Origin of the sequence: Pedococcus sp. 5OH_020, from assembly GCF_027812955.1 — a bacterium.
Taxonomy (GTDB): domain Bacteria; phylum Actinomycetota; class Actinomycetes; order Actinomycetales; family Dermatophilaceae; genus Pedococcus.
This window is the reverse complement of sequence record NZ_JAPYZV010000008.1, coordinates 1-14,414: the sequence shown is the minus strand read 5'-3', so window position 1 is coordinate 14,414 and position 14,414 is coordinate 1. Positions and strand designations below refer to the sequence as shown.

The 14,414-nt window shown below is 69.7% G+C and carries 12 protein-coding genes; 9 read left to right on the top strand and 3 right to left on the bottom strand.

The window, feature by feature from the left end:
- Nucleotides 1-123 precede the first annotated feature (123 nt).
- Both PHA84_RS15155 and PHA84_RS15150 read right to left on the bottom strand, forming a co-directional pair.
- Nucleotides 124-687, bottom strand: coding sequence for a hypothetical protein (locus PHA84_RS15155; RefSeq protein WP_270888965.1), 564 nt, complete (start codon nt 685-687; stop codon nt 124-126).
- 19 nt (nt 688-706) lie between these two features.
- Nucleotides 707-949 (bottom strand): hypothetical protein, encoded by a 243-nt coding sequence (locus PHA84_RS15150; RefSeq protein WP_270888964.1) that lies wholly within the window; start codon nt 947-949, stop codon nt 707-709.
- Here PHA84_RS15150 and PHA84_RS15145 point away from each other — a divergent pair.
- The 8 genes from PHA84_RS15145 (at nt 948) to PHA84_RS15110 (ending at nt 11,461) form a co-directional block, all read left to right on the top strand.
- Entirely contained in the window at nt 948-5,102 is a 4,155-nt protein-coding gene (locus PHA84_RS15145; RefSeq protein ID WP_270888963.1) for an nSTAND1 domain-containing NTPase, read from the top strand. The two genes, PHA84_RS15150 and PHA84_RS15145, sit on opposite strands and share 2 nt — an antisense overlap.
- Nucleotides 5,103-5,249: 147 nt before the next feature.
- Complete coding sequence (locus PHA84_RS15140) at nt 5,250-5,927, top strand: DUF4232 domain-containing protein (protein ID WP_333742343.1); 678 nt, start codon at nt 5,250-5,252, stop codon at nt 5,925-5,927.
- Between the two features lie 133 nt (nt 5,928-6,060).
- The gene (locus PHA84_RS15135) at nt 6,061-7,092 is read left to right on the top strand and encodes a YihY/virulence factor BrkB family protein (RefSeq protein ID WP_270888961.1); all 1,032 of its coding nucleotides are present in this window, start codon (nt 6,061-6,063) and stop codon (nt 7,090-7,092) included.
- A 117-nt stretch (nt 7,093-7,209) separates the two neighbouring features.
- Nucleotides 7,210-8,175 (top strand): glycosyltransferase family 39 protein, encoded by a 966-nt coding sequence (locus PHA84_RS15130; protein ID WP_270888960.1) that lies wholly within the window; start codon nt 7,210-7,212, stop codon nt 8,173-8,175.
- Between the two features lie 8 nt (nt 8,176-8,183).
- Nucleotides 8,184-9,092 (top strand): hypothetical protein, encoded by a 909-nt coding sequence (locus PHA84_RS15125; RefSeq protein WP_270888959.1) that lies wholly within the window; start codon nt 8,184-8,186, stop codon nt 9,090-9,092.
- A 16-nt stretch (nt 9,093-9,108) separates the two neighbouring features.
- Nucleotides 9,109-9,798, top strand: coding sequence for a hypothetical protein (locus tag PHA84_RS15120; RefSeq protein WP_270888958.1), 690 nt, complete (start codon nt 9,109-9,111; stop codon nt 9,796-9,798).
- Nucleotides 9,734-10,186, top strand: coding sequence for a sodium/calcium exchanger protein (locus PHA84_RS15115; protein ID WP_333742359.1), 453 nt, complete (start codon nt 9,734-9,736; stop codon nt 10,184-10,186). The genes PHA84_RS15120 and PHA84_RS15115 overlap by 65 nt, the downstream gene beginning before the upstream one ends.
- A gap of 162 nt (nt 10,187-10,348) precedes the next feature.
- Nucleotides 10,349-11,461: an alpha/beta hydrolase gene (locus PHA84_RS15110; protein ID WP_270888957.1), complete on the top strand. Its 1,113-nt coding sequence runs from the start codon at nt 10,349-10,351 to the stop codon at nt 11,459-11,461.
- A 90-nt stretch (nt 11,462-11,551) separates the two neighbouring features.
- Here the strand turns inward: PHA84_RS15110 and PHA84_RS15105 are convergent, their stop codons facing one another.
- Nucleotides 11,552-12,400 carry a hypothetical protein gene (locus tag PHA84_RS15105; RefSeq protein ID WP_270888956.1) on the bottom strand — a complete coding sequence of 283 codons (849 nt, stop codon included), beginning with the start codon at nt 12,398-12,400 and terminating at the stop codon, nt 11,552-11,554.
- Between the two features lie 289 nt (nt 12,401-12,689).
- Here PHA84_RS15105 and PHA84_RS15100 point away from each other — a divergent pair, with 289 nt between their 5' ends.
- Nucleotides 12,690-14,285 carry a glycosyltransferase 87 family protein gene (locus PHA84_RS15100; protein WP_270888955.1) on the top strand — a complete coding sequence of 532 codons (1,596 nt, stop codon included), beginning with the start codon at nt 12,690-12,692 and terminating at the stop codon, nt 14,283-14,285.
- The last annotated feature ends 129 nt before the right edge of the window (nt 14,286-14,414 follow it).

Here is a 14,414-nt window from a genome sequence, read left to right as displayed (position 1 = left end):
AGCGGCGCCGCGACTCCTTCACTGTCCCGAAGCTGTTCCCCAGCAACATCATTCATTTGCCGTAAAACGCCGCCCCGGGTGGTGCCAGCCGTGACGGTCGACCGCAGCCAGCCAGCACGCGCCCTAGTGGATCCCGAGCTGAGCGCACGTGTCGGTGACGTTGCCAGGAATGGTCACCGGGGTCATCGAGTCGTCGGCCTTGTGGTAGACGAAGTCGATCAGGCCGAACGAGGAGAACTGCTCGGGCACGCCGAGCTCGGCGGCCTGCGCCGGGCTGACGCCGAAGCCGTAGTGTCCCTCGCTGTGCACCTCGTAGTCCCCGTTGGGCCAGTACGTCGTCTCGCCGGGCCCCCCGAGGTTCAATCTCAGCGAGCCGCCCGAGTCGGTAGTGAACAAGGCGGTCAGTGACCCCGTCACCTGCTCCACGTACGACCCGTCGGCGGCAGGGGCGAGGTCCCGGAAGTACTCCTTGTTCACGGGCCAGGTGAGGTGCACCGGCGTGGAACCGCACATGACCTCGATGTGGTCTGGGTACTCGTAGTGCTGCCAGTGGGGGCTGCGAGCGCTGGCCGTGCCTGCGGGGACCAGGATGGCGGTCCCTGCTGTCGCGAGCGCCAGTGCAACGGCACGCGCGACACGAAGTGACCTGCCGGGGGCCGCACCGGTGTGCTTGCTGGTCGTGGTCATGGTGTTGTCCTTTCCTCGATCACTGCATAGGGAGAACCGTGTGGCTGTCGGCACCGTCGAGGTGCCCGAGCGATCCGCGGCTCACCGTGAGCGGCACCGGTGTCAGCGCGGTAACGCGGTGCTTGCAGGCCTCGACGCCGGTCACCGTCAGCGCGGCCGGTCCCCCTTGACCCTCAATGCGCCGTCCGTCCCGGTTCGGCGGTGTCACCGCGGTAACAGGGACGTTGACGTCCCCGGTGTCAGGGAACACATTGGGGCTCATGGAGATCGCGGTCCTGGGTCCGGTCGAGGTGAACGGCGGGTCCACCGCGCTCTCCCGACGGGACCGGGTCGTCCTTGCCGCTCTCGTTGCCCGGCGAGGCGAGGCAGTCGGCAACGAAGCCCTCGCCGAGGCGCTGTGGGGCGACAACGTTCCGGACACCTGGCAGAAGGTGGTGCAGGGCTGCATCGTCCGCCTGCGCAAGCTTGTCGGGACGACGAGCATCGAGACCCTGCCGCACGGCTACCGCCTACGGGCCCATACGGATGCCGTGGACTCCCATCGCTTCGAGCGGCTGCTCACCACTGCTCGCGAGCGTCTCCGGGACGGTGAGCCGGACCGCGCCCGCTACCTGGTGGCGCAGGCATTGGCGCTGTGGCGCGGGAAGGCCCTGGCTGAACTCGAGGAGTGGCCGCCGGGGCGGTCGGAGGCTCAGCGCCTCGAGGAGCTCCGTCTGGAGGCCGAGGACCTACACACCGAGGCAGCACTGCGAGCGGGCAACCATCGGGACGTCCTGGCAGTCGCCAGCAGCCGACTGTCCGAGGAGCCTCTGAGGGAGCGACGTTGGGCGCTTGTCGCCCTGGCCCAGTACCAGGGGGGCCGGCAGCACGACGCGCTGGTCACCCTGCGTCGCGCCACCGCGATGCTGGCCCGTGAGCTGGGTCTTGACCCGAGCCCCGAGCTGGTCGACCTGGAAGCGGCCATCTTGCGTCAGGACCCGCAGCTCTCGGCAAGCGCGCCTCCCGCTCAGCCCAGCAGCGTGTGCCCCTACCGGGGACTGCTGCCGTATGGCGTCGAGGACGCCGCCACCTTCTTCGGTAGGTCAGGCGACGTCTCCTCCTGCCTCGATCGCTTGGACAGCGCCGGCGTGCTCGCCGTCGTCGGACCTTCCGGCTGCGGGAAGTCGTCGCTGGTGAGGGCGGGCATCGCCGCCGCCTTGCGTCGGGACGGCCGCCCGGTACTCGTGGTCACCCCCGGGAGCCGTCCACTGGAGACCCTCCCGCCCGCGGCATCGCCTCGAGCTGTGCTGGTCGTGGACCAGTGCGAGGAGGCGCTCGGCGAGGACGTCGACGCACAGGAACGCACGAGGTGGATTGACGAGCTCGTTCGTCACAGCGAACGCAGCCAGCTCGTCCTCGCGCTCCGCGCGGACCGGGTTGGCGCCCTGGCGGCGTACCCGACGCTCGCGCGCCTCGTCGAGCGAGGCCTGTACCTACTGGGCGGGATGCAGGAGCCCAACCTGCGGGACGCCGTCGAAGGCCCTGCCCTGCAGTCCGGCCTACGCCTGGATCCCGGCCTCTTGGACCTGCTGGTGCGGGAGGTCCAGGGCGAGCCGGGCGCGCTTCCCCTGCTCTCGCACGCCCTGCGTCAGACGTGGCTGCGACGAGAGGGAGCCACCCTGACAGTTGCCGGGTACCGTGCGTCGGGCGGCGTGCGCGAGGCGCTGAACCAGTCGGCCGACGGCCTCTACGACCGTCTCGACCCGGGGCAGCGGGAGGTTCTGCGGGACCTCATGCTTCGTCTCGTCTCTCCTGCCGCGGACGGCGAACCGATGGGGGCGAGGGTCCCGCGCCGGCACATCGTCGCCGACCCCGCGCGGGCCCACCTCGTGGAGCAGCTGGTCGCCGCTCGCCTGGTGAGCAGCGATGACCAGTCCGTCGAGATCGCCCACGAGGCGCTCGCGCGCGAGTGGCCGCGACTTCGGTCCTGGCTCGACGAGGACGTGGAGGGCCAGAGGATCCTGCGTCACCTGTCCCTGGCGTCCGACTCCTGGGACACGATGGGGCGGCCGGACAGCGAGCTGTACCGCGGCGTCCGCCTGGCACAGGCGCTCGAATGGCGTGCCCCCGGCCGCACACTGTCCCCGGTCGAGCGTGCCTTCCTCGACGCCTCGCAGGCGGCTGCCGCATCGGAGCGCGAGGCGGCCGAGCTGCAGGTCCAGCGGGAGAGGCGCACGAACAGCCGTCTGCGGAGCCTGCTGGCCGTCGCCGCAGCCCTTGCCCTCGTGGCCGCCGTAACCGGCGTGCTCGCGTTGGGAGCGGCGGACCGGGCCGGGGCACAGGCAGTCACCGCCGATGCCAGGCGTGTGGGTGCCGAGGCTCTCACGGCGCCCCGAGCAGACACCTCGCTCCTCCTGGCCGTGGCCGGGATGCGGCTCGACCACGGGTCGGACTCGGCCAAGGCCAACCTGGCGGCGGCGCTCGACCGGGCGCCCCTGCTGAAGCGGTCCGCAACCACTCCACCGGCAGGTGCGATAGCAGTGGATCCAAGGTCGGGGAACGTCGCGCTCTCCCTTGCAGGAGGAGGGGTCAACGTCTACGAACCGCGATCGCTGAAGCTGCTTGCACACACCTCCACCGGCGGCGGAGGTCACGTGATCGCCTACAGCCCGGACGGCGTCCTCCTCGCCGCCGCCGACTTCCCCGACGACCCCGGCGTGGTAAAGGTGCCCCACCCGCTGCACCTTTTCGATGCCAAGGCGCAGCCGCTGGCGTCGAACGTGGGCGGGGTGCCGGAGAACAAGCGGAACTACTACTCCCTGGTGTTCAGCGGTGACGGCAGCCGGCTGGGGGCGGTGCTGAACGGTAGGGGCTCTGATGGATCCTTCACGAGCGTGGGTGTGTGGGATCTAGACCGCCTCGACAAGCCGGTTGCCATGCTCTACCCAGACTCGCAACACATCACGACCGGCGCCCTCAGCCGGGACGGCCACACGCTGTTCACCAACGGCGACTACTTCCTCCGTAGCATCGACGTCGCGACAGGCGGAGTGAAAGCCACGCGAACCGGTCCTCAGATCGGGCTGCAGGGTCTCGCGTACCACGACCAGGCCTGGACACCCCAGCTGGCGGTCAGCCCTGACGGGAAGACCCTTGCCGTGGTCGCGGAGTCGGAGATCGGCCTGCTCGACACTGCGACGCTCAAGCTCAAGGCCAGGCTCGAGGCACATGGGCGCGTGCAGCGCATCACCTTCTCAGCAGACGGTCGCCGGTTCGCCGCCGCCGACGGGGGCGTCGTAGTCTGGGATGTCAGCGCAGCGACGCCGCGGCAGGTCTTCCGGGGGGAGACCTGGGGCGGGAACCTGGTGGCGCTCAGCCCCGACGGCACCAGCGTCTACGCCGCTGGCCTGAATGCCGAGCTGCTCGCCTGGGACCTCGGCGGCAGCTCCGGGTTCGTCACCTCTCACCCGGGTCCCCCGCTGAAGAACACCGAGATCATGGCGCAGGTGTCACCCGACGGCCGCAAGATGGCCTACCTCGCGAACCTGTACGCCCGGATGGACGTCCGGGACGTCGCCACGGGACGGCTCATCCCGACCATCGACCCGAACGGGACGAACCTGTGGGGCCAGGACCTCACGTGGCGTCCCGACACCAAGGCGGTCGTCGGGGTAACCGGTGATGATGTGGTGGAGGCCCGCGACGCGACCACGGGCCGACATCTCATCACCGCCTACTACTCCTCGGAGCACATCACCACGGCGCAGTACACCGCTGACGGCAGACTCTTGGCGGGCAACGACAGGGGACTCCTCCACGTCATGCGCGCCACCACCCTCCGGCAGGACCGCCCCGCGATCCAGGCGCTCGACGAACAGATCGACCGGCTCAGCGTCAACCCGGCTGACCACACGGTCCTGGTGGAGGGGTCCACCGAGAGGGCGATCATCGACTACGTGTCCGGTCGGCGGCTGCGGACCCTGCCCTACGCGGGTTTCTTCTCACCGGACGGACGGACCACCGCGGTCGTGGACGACGACGGCGCTGTGGGCTTCCTCAAGGACCACGAGAACAGCTGGGTCGCCCGCCCTGACCCCTCGCACGCGTTCGGCGACCGGACCTCCGCCGCCTTCTCGCACAACGGAGCCTGGTTCGCCAGCAGCCGCAAGGGACAGGTCGGCCTCTGGTCCGCGCCCAGCGGGTCCTTCCTGGGCTCGGTACCTGTCGCCGGCGAGGTCGCCGTCGGGTTCTCCTCCGACGACTCCACGGTCGTGATCGCCGGCCTCGACGGGTCGGTCCAATCCTGGAACGTCCGCCCGCAGGCCTGGGTCGCCACCGCCTGCGCCATCGCGGGACGTCAGCTGACGAGCGCGGAGTGGGCAAGCGCGCTGCCCGGCCGGCCCTACGAGAGGGTGTGCCCCGGATCGGCGCGGTAGGCGGCATGGACGCGGTAGGAGGAACCGGAGCGTAACTCGTTGGCGGCCACCCACCGTCCCGGAGCGGGCGCTTCCAGAGCCCGGCCAGGACCCCCGTCGTCACGACGGCCGGTCCAACCCCCGCGACGCCCCGGACGTCTACAGGGCATGAACCACTCGACGATCCGCGTGTTGGGAGCGGCCGCGACGGTCGTGCTCCTGGCTGGTTGTGCACCGCGTGCCGCACAGCCGTCGGGCCCTACGACGATGTCGCAGCCTCACCAGCCCAGTGCTCAGGCGTCTGCAACGCCGGCGGCTTCCGCCCACGCTTCGGCCTCAGCCTCCGGGACTTCAGCATCGTCGTCGTCGACCGCCCGCAGTGGCTCCGTCTCCTCGACGGCCGGTACCGGCCGCGCTGGTAGCTGCGCGGTTGCCCCGCTACGGGCGTCGACTGCGAGGGTGGAAGGTGCGGCGGGGTCCCGCTACGTCACCATCCGCCTCACGAACGAGGGCCGTGCTACCTGCCGTATGAAGGGCTACCCCGGCGTGTCGATGGTCGCCTCGGACCGAACCACGCAGCTCGGCGCGGCGGCGGGCCGCGATACCTCGGTGCCACCCACGACGGTGACCCTGCGCCCGCATACGTCCACCGCCTTCATCCTGCGCGTCACGCAGGCCCTGAACTACCCCGCCGCGACCTGTCGGCCGGAGAAGGCGCACGGCTACCGGATCTACCCGCCGGACAGCAGGACCGCGCTTCTTCTTGCCGATGCCGACCTCACCGGCTGCGCGTCGGTGACGGTGCATCTCATGGTGGTGCGACCCGTCGGTGCTTCGGCCGGCTGACGTCGCACTGGCCTCCGCCATGCCGGGCACGTAGGCCGTCGGGTCGCCACCTCGCGACGCTGATGACACGGTGAGGGAAGGACACGGCGACGGGTGGACGCCGTGTCGGCAGACCGGCGTCCGGAGGTGAGCAGTGGCTCTCGTGCAAGCACTGGACCGCGTCCAACGCAGCCGGCGATGGGTGGGGCTACCGATCGCCGTCGTGTACAAGTACATCGACGACCAGGGGACCTACCTGGCCGCCTTGGTGGCGTACTACGGGCTTCTCTCGCTGTTTCCCCTACTCCTGCTGCTCTCCTCGGCTCTTGGCTTCGCCTTCCAGGGCAATGCGCACCTGCAGCACGCAGTGCTTACCTCGACCTTGAGCCAGTTCCCGGTCATCGGCGACCAGCTGCGCAGCACGGGCTTGCACGGGAGCGGGCCGGGGCTCGTCATCGGGCTCCTGGGTTCGCTGTATGGCGGTCTGGGCGTGGCACAGGCCGTCCAGAACCTCATGAACGTGGCGTGGGGTGTGCCGCGCAACCGCAGGCCGAACCCGCTTCGCGCCCGGCTGCGTAGCCTCCTGCTTCTCGGAACGGCCGGGATCGCGGTCCTCACCACTGCGGTCCTCTCGGGGCTCAGCTCGGCCGCGGAGTCCTTCGGTGCGACTCTTGGACTGGGTCTGAAGTGCCTGCTGCTGTTCGTCTCCGTGCTCGTCAACGCCGTGGTCTTCCTGCTGGCGTTCCGGGTGGCCACCGCTCGGAACCTGAGCTGGCGCCATTCGGCCCCGGGCGCCTTGACTGCCGCCGCGGCGTGGCAGATCCTCCAGTTCTTCGGGACCTTGTTGGTCGGGCACGCGCTCAAGAGCGCAACAGCTGTCAACGGGGTGTTCGGCCTGGTGCTGGGGCTGGTGGCGTGGCTGCACGCCGCAGCCATGGCGGTCGCCCTGTCCGTGGAGGTCAACGTGGTCCTCGCGAAGCGGCTGTGGCCGCGCGCGCTGCTGGCGCCGGTCACAGACGACGTCGACCTCACCCGCGGGGACCGGCGGAGCTATACGGACTCTGCGAAGGCCCAGCGCGCCAAGGGGTTCGAGCAGGTCGACGTGACGTTCGAGAACGACGGCCAGAACGCGGGGCGCGGAACGCGTGGACGGGGCGGCAAAAGTGGCCGAACCCCGCCGGGGTAGCCGGCACCCGTCGCTCGGCGACGACCCGCGGCCCACCAGTGGCGCACCGCGCCAACCGGTCTCTTCCCGCTAGAAGCGTTCAGGCGGTCTTCAGATCCGGTGTGTGAACCTGCCCCCGTGACGAGTGCTCTGGCACCCATGCCGCCCGGCCGCAGGTGGCGCCACGCACTTTCGCGTGCCGCGAACCCTTCCAGGGCCACCTTCGTGGAGGCTGGCGCCATCACGACCATCGTCCTGGGGGCCGCCACGGCGTACTGCTGGGATATCGACGTCGAGCACTGGGGCAACGCCTATTACTCCGCCATCGCCCAGACGGGGGCCCTCAGCTGGAAGTCCTTCTTCTTCGGCAGTCTCGAGGCCGGCAATGCCGTGTCGTCCGACAAGCCGCCGGGCGCCTTCTGGGTGATGGCCCTGTCCGTTCGCACCTTCGGGCTGTCGAGCTGGAGCGTGATGCTGCCTCAGGGGCTCGAGACAGCGGCGACGATCCTCATCCTCTATCGAACGGTCCGCCGGCTGGCCGGGCCGCTGGCGGGGGTTGTGGCAGCGCTGGTCCTCGCCACGACACCAGTAGTTCTCGTGCTGGCGCGGAACAATCTGCCTGACACCCTCATGACCCTGCTGGTGGTGGCCGCCGCCTACTGTTGCGTCCGGGCCCTGGACGGCACGGGGTGGCGTTGGCTGGCTGCCACGGGCGCGTTCCTGGGACTGGCCTTCCTGACGAAGTGGGCTGCCTCGCTCCTGCCCGCACCGGGTTTCGCCGCGGCTCTCGTGGGGACCCGGCGGATCCCCATGGCTGCGCGCCTGCGGCGAATATCCGTCGTCGCGCTGGCCGCCGCGGTCGCCGGTCTCGCCTGCGTGACGGCTGTGCTTGCCATCCCCCCGGCGCCAGACCGTACGCCGACGCCAGCCAGGGCAACCTCCTACACCTCATCCTCGCCCGCGACGGTTTCGGCCGGCTCGGCGCAGGTGCCGCTGGCCCTCTTCCTGGGAACCTCGTCTCGGGCACCCCCGGCCCTCTGCGGCTCATCGAGCCACCCTTCAGCGGGCAGATCGCATGGCTGCTTCCTCTGGGACTGGCCCTGATGGTGACCATGGCTGTGCACGCTCGCGGGAGGCTGAGCCCCGGACAGCTGCTCTTCGGCGGATGGCTGGTGACGACAGGCCTCATCTTCAGCCTGATGAGCGGATCCATGCACCCCTACTACGCGGTTCTCCTCGCCCCGGCCCAGGCCGCGGTCATCGGCATCGGCGCCGTGGACCTGTGCAAACGTCCTCGGCTCGGGCTCGCCATGCTGTTGGCCGCGGGATCCGTCCTGTTCGGCATCGCCGTCGCCGCTTCGTATGCGGTGCCCCCAGCCGCGTCGTGGACCGCTGCGGTCCTAGGTATCGGCGGGGTCGCTAGCGCGCTGTCCATACGCCCGACCCGTTGGTCGCCACCCGCCTGGCGACCGGCACTCCCGGCAGCGCTGCTGACGGTTGCTCTGCTCGTCTGTCCTGTGACTTTCTGCGTCGAGACCATCAGCCACCCGGTCACCGGCTTCGACCCGCTGGCGGGGCCGCGATCCCTACCTCCCCCACCGCCGTACCCGCCGACCCTGTTGGCCTTCCTTCGCTCCCACCGAGAGGGACGCACCTGGCTGGCCGCCGTCCCCCGCGCCACGGCCGCTGCGCTGCTGCAGCTGCAGAGCAACGAACCGGTGCTCCCGCTGGGCGGATTCACTGGACACTCGGGGGGCCCCACCCTGGACCAGGTCAGGGCCTGGGTCCACGAGCACAGGCTCCGCTACCTGGTGCTGAGCACGACGTACGGGGCATACCCCGGCGCCACGCCCCCGGAGCTACGAGGCTACGTCGTCGGGTCGGTCCTGCGCTGGGCCAACCAGACCGGCTGCGTGAGGACGTGGACGGGGTCCGGCTACCTCGTCCTCGACCTCGAGGGTGGCCCGTGTCCTCGCCTTGGGCTGAAGGCGTTCGTGAACGACTGGAGGTCGGAACCATGACTCTGAGGGCGGCTCGATGAACCTTCTGCCGACCACGTTGCCATTCTGGGTTCTGCTGCTGATCTTCGTGGCTTCAGCGGTCGTCATCTGGGTCGCGGGCATCTCGTTGTCGGACTACACCGACATCCTGGCGGACCGGTTGCATCTCGGCCAGGCGTTGGGTGGGTTGATCCTGCTGGCGGTGGCGACGAACCTGCCAGAGATCGCGATCACCTACAGCGCTGCGGCCAGCGGGCAGCTCGATGTCGCGGTCAGCAACATCCTGGGTGGCATCGCGATCCAGACGGTGGTCCTCGTCGCGCTGGACGCGTGGGGCGTCGAGGAGCGGCGTCCCTTGACGTACCAGGCCGCCAGCCTGACGTTGGTCCTCGAGGGTGCAGCGGTGGTGGCCGTCCTGGTCGTGGTGGTGATGGGCACGCAGATGCCCAACACCCTCATCTTCGCCCGGCTGACCCCCCAGGTCGTGCTGATCGCGCTGGTGTGGGTGGCCGGGCTGGTGCTGACCCAGCGGGCCGGCAAGAGGCTCCCCTGGTCGAACAGCGGCGAGGCCCCGGACAGCCAGACCGAACCGCTGCGGCCATTCCCAGAAGAAGCGGGCAGCCGAGGCGAACCGCAGCGGAGTCAGCACCACGAAGGCCGCGCTGATCTTTGGGGCCGCCGCCCTGGCGACCCTGCTCGCCGGCGCACTGGCCGAGGAGAGCGGTAGCACGGCGGCGAACCATGTGCACCTGTCCGGCGCCCTGTTCGGAGCGACCGTGCTGGCGGCGGCGACCTCGTTGCCCGAGCTGTCGACCGGCCTGACCGCTGTGAAGCAGGGCGACTACAAGCTGGCATTCGGGGACATCTTCGGCGGCAACGCGTTCCTCCCCGTGCTGTTCCTGCTTGCGGTGCTGGTCTCCGGCAAGGCGGTCCTGCCCAACGCGCACGCCGCTGATCTGTACCTGACCGGCCTGGGCGCGCTGCTCACCCTGGTCTATATGGCGGGACTGCTGTTCCGCCCCGCCAAGCAGCATGCCCGGCTCGGTATCGACAGCATCGCCGTCCTGGTCCTGTACGCGGTGGGCGTCGTCGGCTTGGTCGTCCTACCCGGCTGACCATCGCGACAGGATGCAGGTGCGCTCTTCGTCCATTGCCCTCTCAGTGCAAGTCGTGAGGAAACGCCCAGCCGCCGTTCAGGACGCCGGTCTAGCGTCCTGGGACATGGCAGCCCTCCTGGGCACCAGCGCACTCTGGGCCCGCTCCGCGTCAGGCCGTCGATGGCGCTGACCGGCCCGAGCCCGGTCGTCGGGCTTGGAGTCCTGGCAGCGGTGGTGTTCGTGCTCATCGTCATCGGCATCCCGAACGGGGCCAACCGCATGGTCGCCGGCGCGTCCCGCGCCGTGGAGGTCATCACCCTCAACGTGCTGGTCATCGCTCTGTGCGGCGCGCTGCTCAACGACCAGTACCTGTTCTACTCCAGCTGGTCCGACCTCTTCGGCGCCCGGTCCAGCGAGGTCGTGCTGCACCACGGCGGCTCAGCCAACCGCGCGATCTCGGCGAGGCTGAAGGGCGGGGTGACGGGTATGAGCTCTCCAGCGACACTGCCACCGCTGCCCTCGCCGGGGCATCGAATGCAGAGCTACCTGGTGTCCGACCAGAGCGCGTATGCGCACGGGCAGGTCCTCGTCTACCTTCCCGTCGGCTTCCACCCGGGCTCCGCACACAAGTACCCCGTGGTCGTCGGGCTGCACGGCTTCCCCAGCGGTCCGAGGAGCTTCGCCGCCCTGAACTTCCTCAGCACGATCGACACCCTGACGGCCCAGCACAGGCTTGCGCCCTCGATCGTCGTCATTCCGCGCATCGACACACCGTCGCGTCTCGACACGGAGTGCACCAACGGCGGGCCGGGTGAGCCCCAGACCGACACCTGGCTGGCCCACGACCTGCCCCATTGGGTCGTCGACCACTTCCCGGTCCAGAAGGACCGCACCTCATGGGCGGCCGTCGGCTACTCGTACGGCGCCTGGTGCGCGGCGTCGCTCAGCATGCGACACCCTGACGTGTTCGGGGCCGCCATCGTGCTGCTGGGGTACTTCCGGCCCGACTTCAGCCGCTCGTACGACCCGCTGAACGAGACCACGTCGCGGGGTTACGACCTCGTCAGGATCGAGGAGACGGCGCCGCCGCCCATCTCGATGTGGCTGCTCACCACCAGGGAGGATGCGCTGTCATTTCCGTCCACCTCCAAGTTCCTCAGCGTCGCGCGGCCACCGACCAGTGTCACCGCGACGGTGCTTGCCCGGGGTGGTCACCGCAACAACGTATTCACGCCGTACGTCCCACGGGCCCTGGCGTGGCTGGGACGCACGCTCCCCGGGTTCCACGGCTGACCGTCGCGGCAGGGCTGCGGCGTCGCTGTCGAGGGATGCATCGGGGGTCGGCGGGCGCGTCGCTGCACGGGGCGGTCGGTTGCCTTCCGGCTACTGCACGGCTGCAGGTGAGGCGGCGGGCTCGGCATGGGACGCCAGGGCGATGCTCCCTGCGAGGGTTGCGGCGAAGCCGAGCACGGCGACCAGCACCCATCCCGGCCCGTGCCGTACCGCGTCACCGAGCCACAGGAGGCCGATGGCCGCAGGCACGAGCGTCTCCACCACGAACGTCACGGCGGCCACCGTGGTGGCGCGGACGCGCTCCAGCGCGACGGCATACGCCGTCATGGCCAGCGCGGTGTGCAGCACGAGCGCGATGACCAACGGGTCCCCCACTGCATGCCACCACGGCTGCGGCAGCTCAAGCACTCGCGCCGCGACGCCCACTCCACCGAAACCGAGCCCGGCGGCGGCACTCAGCAGGGTCACGCCGAGCTTCGAGTCCCGCGGCAGGCGCCAGCCGAGAGCCAGGACCATGGCGACCGGAACGACGCCGCAGAGCACCAGCGTTCCGGCCGGGTCCGGGCGTAGCGCCGGACCCTGCCTCGCGCTGAATGCCAGCGCGACGAGCCCTGCTGAGGTCCAGGCGAGGGCCACTTTCTCGCGCTCCTCCAGGCGCACCTGAAGGACCACCGCCGACAGGACCGCCGTCACCCCAACGCTGGAGGCGATGGCCGACTCGACCACGAAGAGCGGAAGAGTCCGCAGCGCCAGCACCGAGGCCAGGAAGCCGGCGGCATCAAGGGACAGTCCGACTGCGTACAGACGACCGGCCCAGATTCGGTGAGTCCAGGGTCGAAGAGGGGCATCGGCGAAGCGGCGCACGCCGATGGCCTGGAGGACCGTCGCGGCGCCATACGCCAGAGCCGCGACGAGGGCGCCGAGGACTCCGAGGGACACGGCGCATCGTCTCACGCGCGGTCCACTCGGGGGCTGCCACTCCCGGCGGCGGCCGGCGGCGGCCGCTGACAGCACAGCATCATGCCTTCGCTGCGGAATGAGCGCTCCTCCCCCGCCACGTCCGCGGCGAACAACTGGACCGGTCCATCGTCCAGGACCCATGGGCGATGGCACCCGGTTCAATGTGGTCGGCGCACGTCCCGTACGGCCAGGGCACCCACCACGATGGTCAGGGCCTACGCGCCAACGGCCGGTGACCCGTCGTGGTGCTGGTTACGATGTCGTCGCTGTGGTATTACGTCTCACCCGGGAGATCCAGGTCGCGATGTCGAAGTGTGCCGACCGCTGGGCGTCTGCACAGGGCGCCGACGACGACGGGTCTGAGCGCCAGGGGCATGCGCTAGACCGGTTCCCATCTCTGGCTCACCCAGAGGTGCTCGTGCTCGTCGTTGCCGTGGCTTGCCGGCTCACGGTGATCCTCCGCTCGGGGGGGTTGCGGGGCGACTTCGGATATGACGCTGCCGTGTACTTCGCGGGGTCTGACGCCCTGACGCACGGCCGGCTCCCGTATCGCGACTTCGTGTACCTGCACCCCCCTGGCCAACTTCTTGCCCTCGCGCCCTTCGCGTGGCTCACCAGGGTGGTCAGCGACCCGACGGCATTCATGCTGGCGAACCTGTCCGTGGCGCTGGTCGGCGCGACCACCGCCCTCCTGGTGATGAGGATCTGCCGGCACCTGCACCTGGGTGAGGGATCGGCTCTGGCCGGTGGGCTCTTCTACGCGACCTGGTTCGGTGCCGTCGGAGCGGAGTACCTGACGAAGCTAGAACCCGTGGGCAACCTGCTCGTCCTCGGCGGGGTGTTGCTCGCGCTCAACGCGCAGCGACGGGAACGTCTGTTGTCGTGGACCGCCGCGGGTGCCGCGCTTGGGCTGGCCGTCTGCATCAAGGTCTGGTGGGTCGTGCCAGTCGTCGGCATCATCGCCTGGCAGTCCGCCATGGCACGGCGCCCACTGCGCAGTGGCGTCGCGATGGCAGCCGGTTGCCTTGGGGCCGGGTTGTTGGTCACGGTCCCGTTCTTCATCGCGGCTCCGCAGCAGATGTGGGCATCTGTGGTCACTGACCAGCTCGGCCGCCATCGCAGGCTCAATCCGCTACCCCGCGCTGGCGACCTTGGCACGCTCGGTCGACTGGGCAGCCACGTGCCTGGCCCGGCGCTGGCCTTCGGCACCTTCGTCGCCGGGGTGGTGTTCCTCGTCGTGGTCCGAAGAGCCTGGTCGGTCCGGGCCGCCCGTCCAGGAGTCGTCATTCTTGGAACACAGCTGGGCGTGCTCTTCGCGGCCCCGTCGTGGTTTCCGTACTACACCGACTATGTGGCGGGCTTCCTCTCGATCACCGTGGCCGCTGCTGCCGCAACCCCTATTCTTTCCAGCCACCGGGTGGTCGCCGGAATGACTAGCTGGCTACCAACCTGCTTGGCCGCTTCTGTCACCGTGGCGATCCTGATCTCGGGACAGTCCACCGTCCGACCCGTGCCTGGCGCCGTGAGGCTGAGCCGCTCCGTCGCTGGGGTCCGGTGCCTGATGTCCGACTCACCCATGGGACTGATCGAACTGAACGCACTGTCGCGCGGTCTGGCAGCCGGCTGCCCGAACTGGGTCGACGTCACCGGACGAACCTACGGCCCCGACCGGGCCAACCGATCTAGGAGCCACAACGAACGATGGCAACGCGACCTCACCCGATACCTGCGCTCCGGTGACGCGATCGTCATCGTCCGTAGAAGCGGCACAGGGATCAGCAGCACCACCCAGGCCGCCATCTCCCGCGACGGAGTACTCGCTCGCAGCGCGGGACAGACCGTGTACCGGGTCCGGCACCGCTAGGTCTTTCGCATATCCGCTGGCCACCGTTGGGGTCTACTGCACGGGTAGGTGAGGCAGTGCCCCGCGGGGTGGTGGGCTTTGAGGGCTGATCCTCGGTGCCTACTCGCCGCTTTGGAGGGCGGCGATGGC

Bases quoted from the DNA above. Each gene is read 5' to 3' on its own strand.
- PHA84_RS15110 (WP_270888957.1), top strand. From the start codon at position 10,349: ATGGCGCTGACCGGCCCGAGCCCGGTCGTCGGGCTTGGAGTCCTGGCA.
- PHA84_RS15155 (WP_270888965.1), bottom strand. From the start codon at position 687: ATGACCACGACCAGCAAGCACACCGGTGCGGCCCCCGGCAGGTCACTT.
- PHA84_RS15125 (WP_270888959.1), top strand. From the start codon at position 8,184: ATGGCTGTGCACGCTCGCGGGAGGCTGAGCCCCGGACAGCTGCTCTTC.
- PHA84_RS15120 (WP_270888958.1), top strand. From the start codon at position 9,109: ATGAACCTTCTGCCGACCACGTTGCCATTCTGGGTTCTGCTGCTGATC.
- PHA84_RS15140 (WP_333742343.1), top strand. From the start codon at position 5,250: ATGAACCACTCGACGATCCGCGTGTTGGGAGCGGCCGCGACGGTCGTG.
- PHA84_RS15145 (WP_270888963.1), top strand. From the start codon at position 948: ATGGAGATCGCGGTCCTGGGTCCGGTCGAGGTGAACGGCGGGTCCACC.
- PHA84_RS15150 (WP_270888964.1), bottom strand. From the start codon at position 949: ATGAGCCCCAATGTGTTCCCTGACACCGGGGACGTCAACGTCCCTGTT.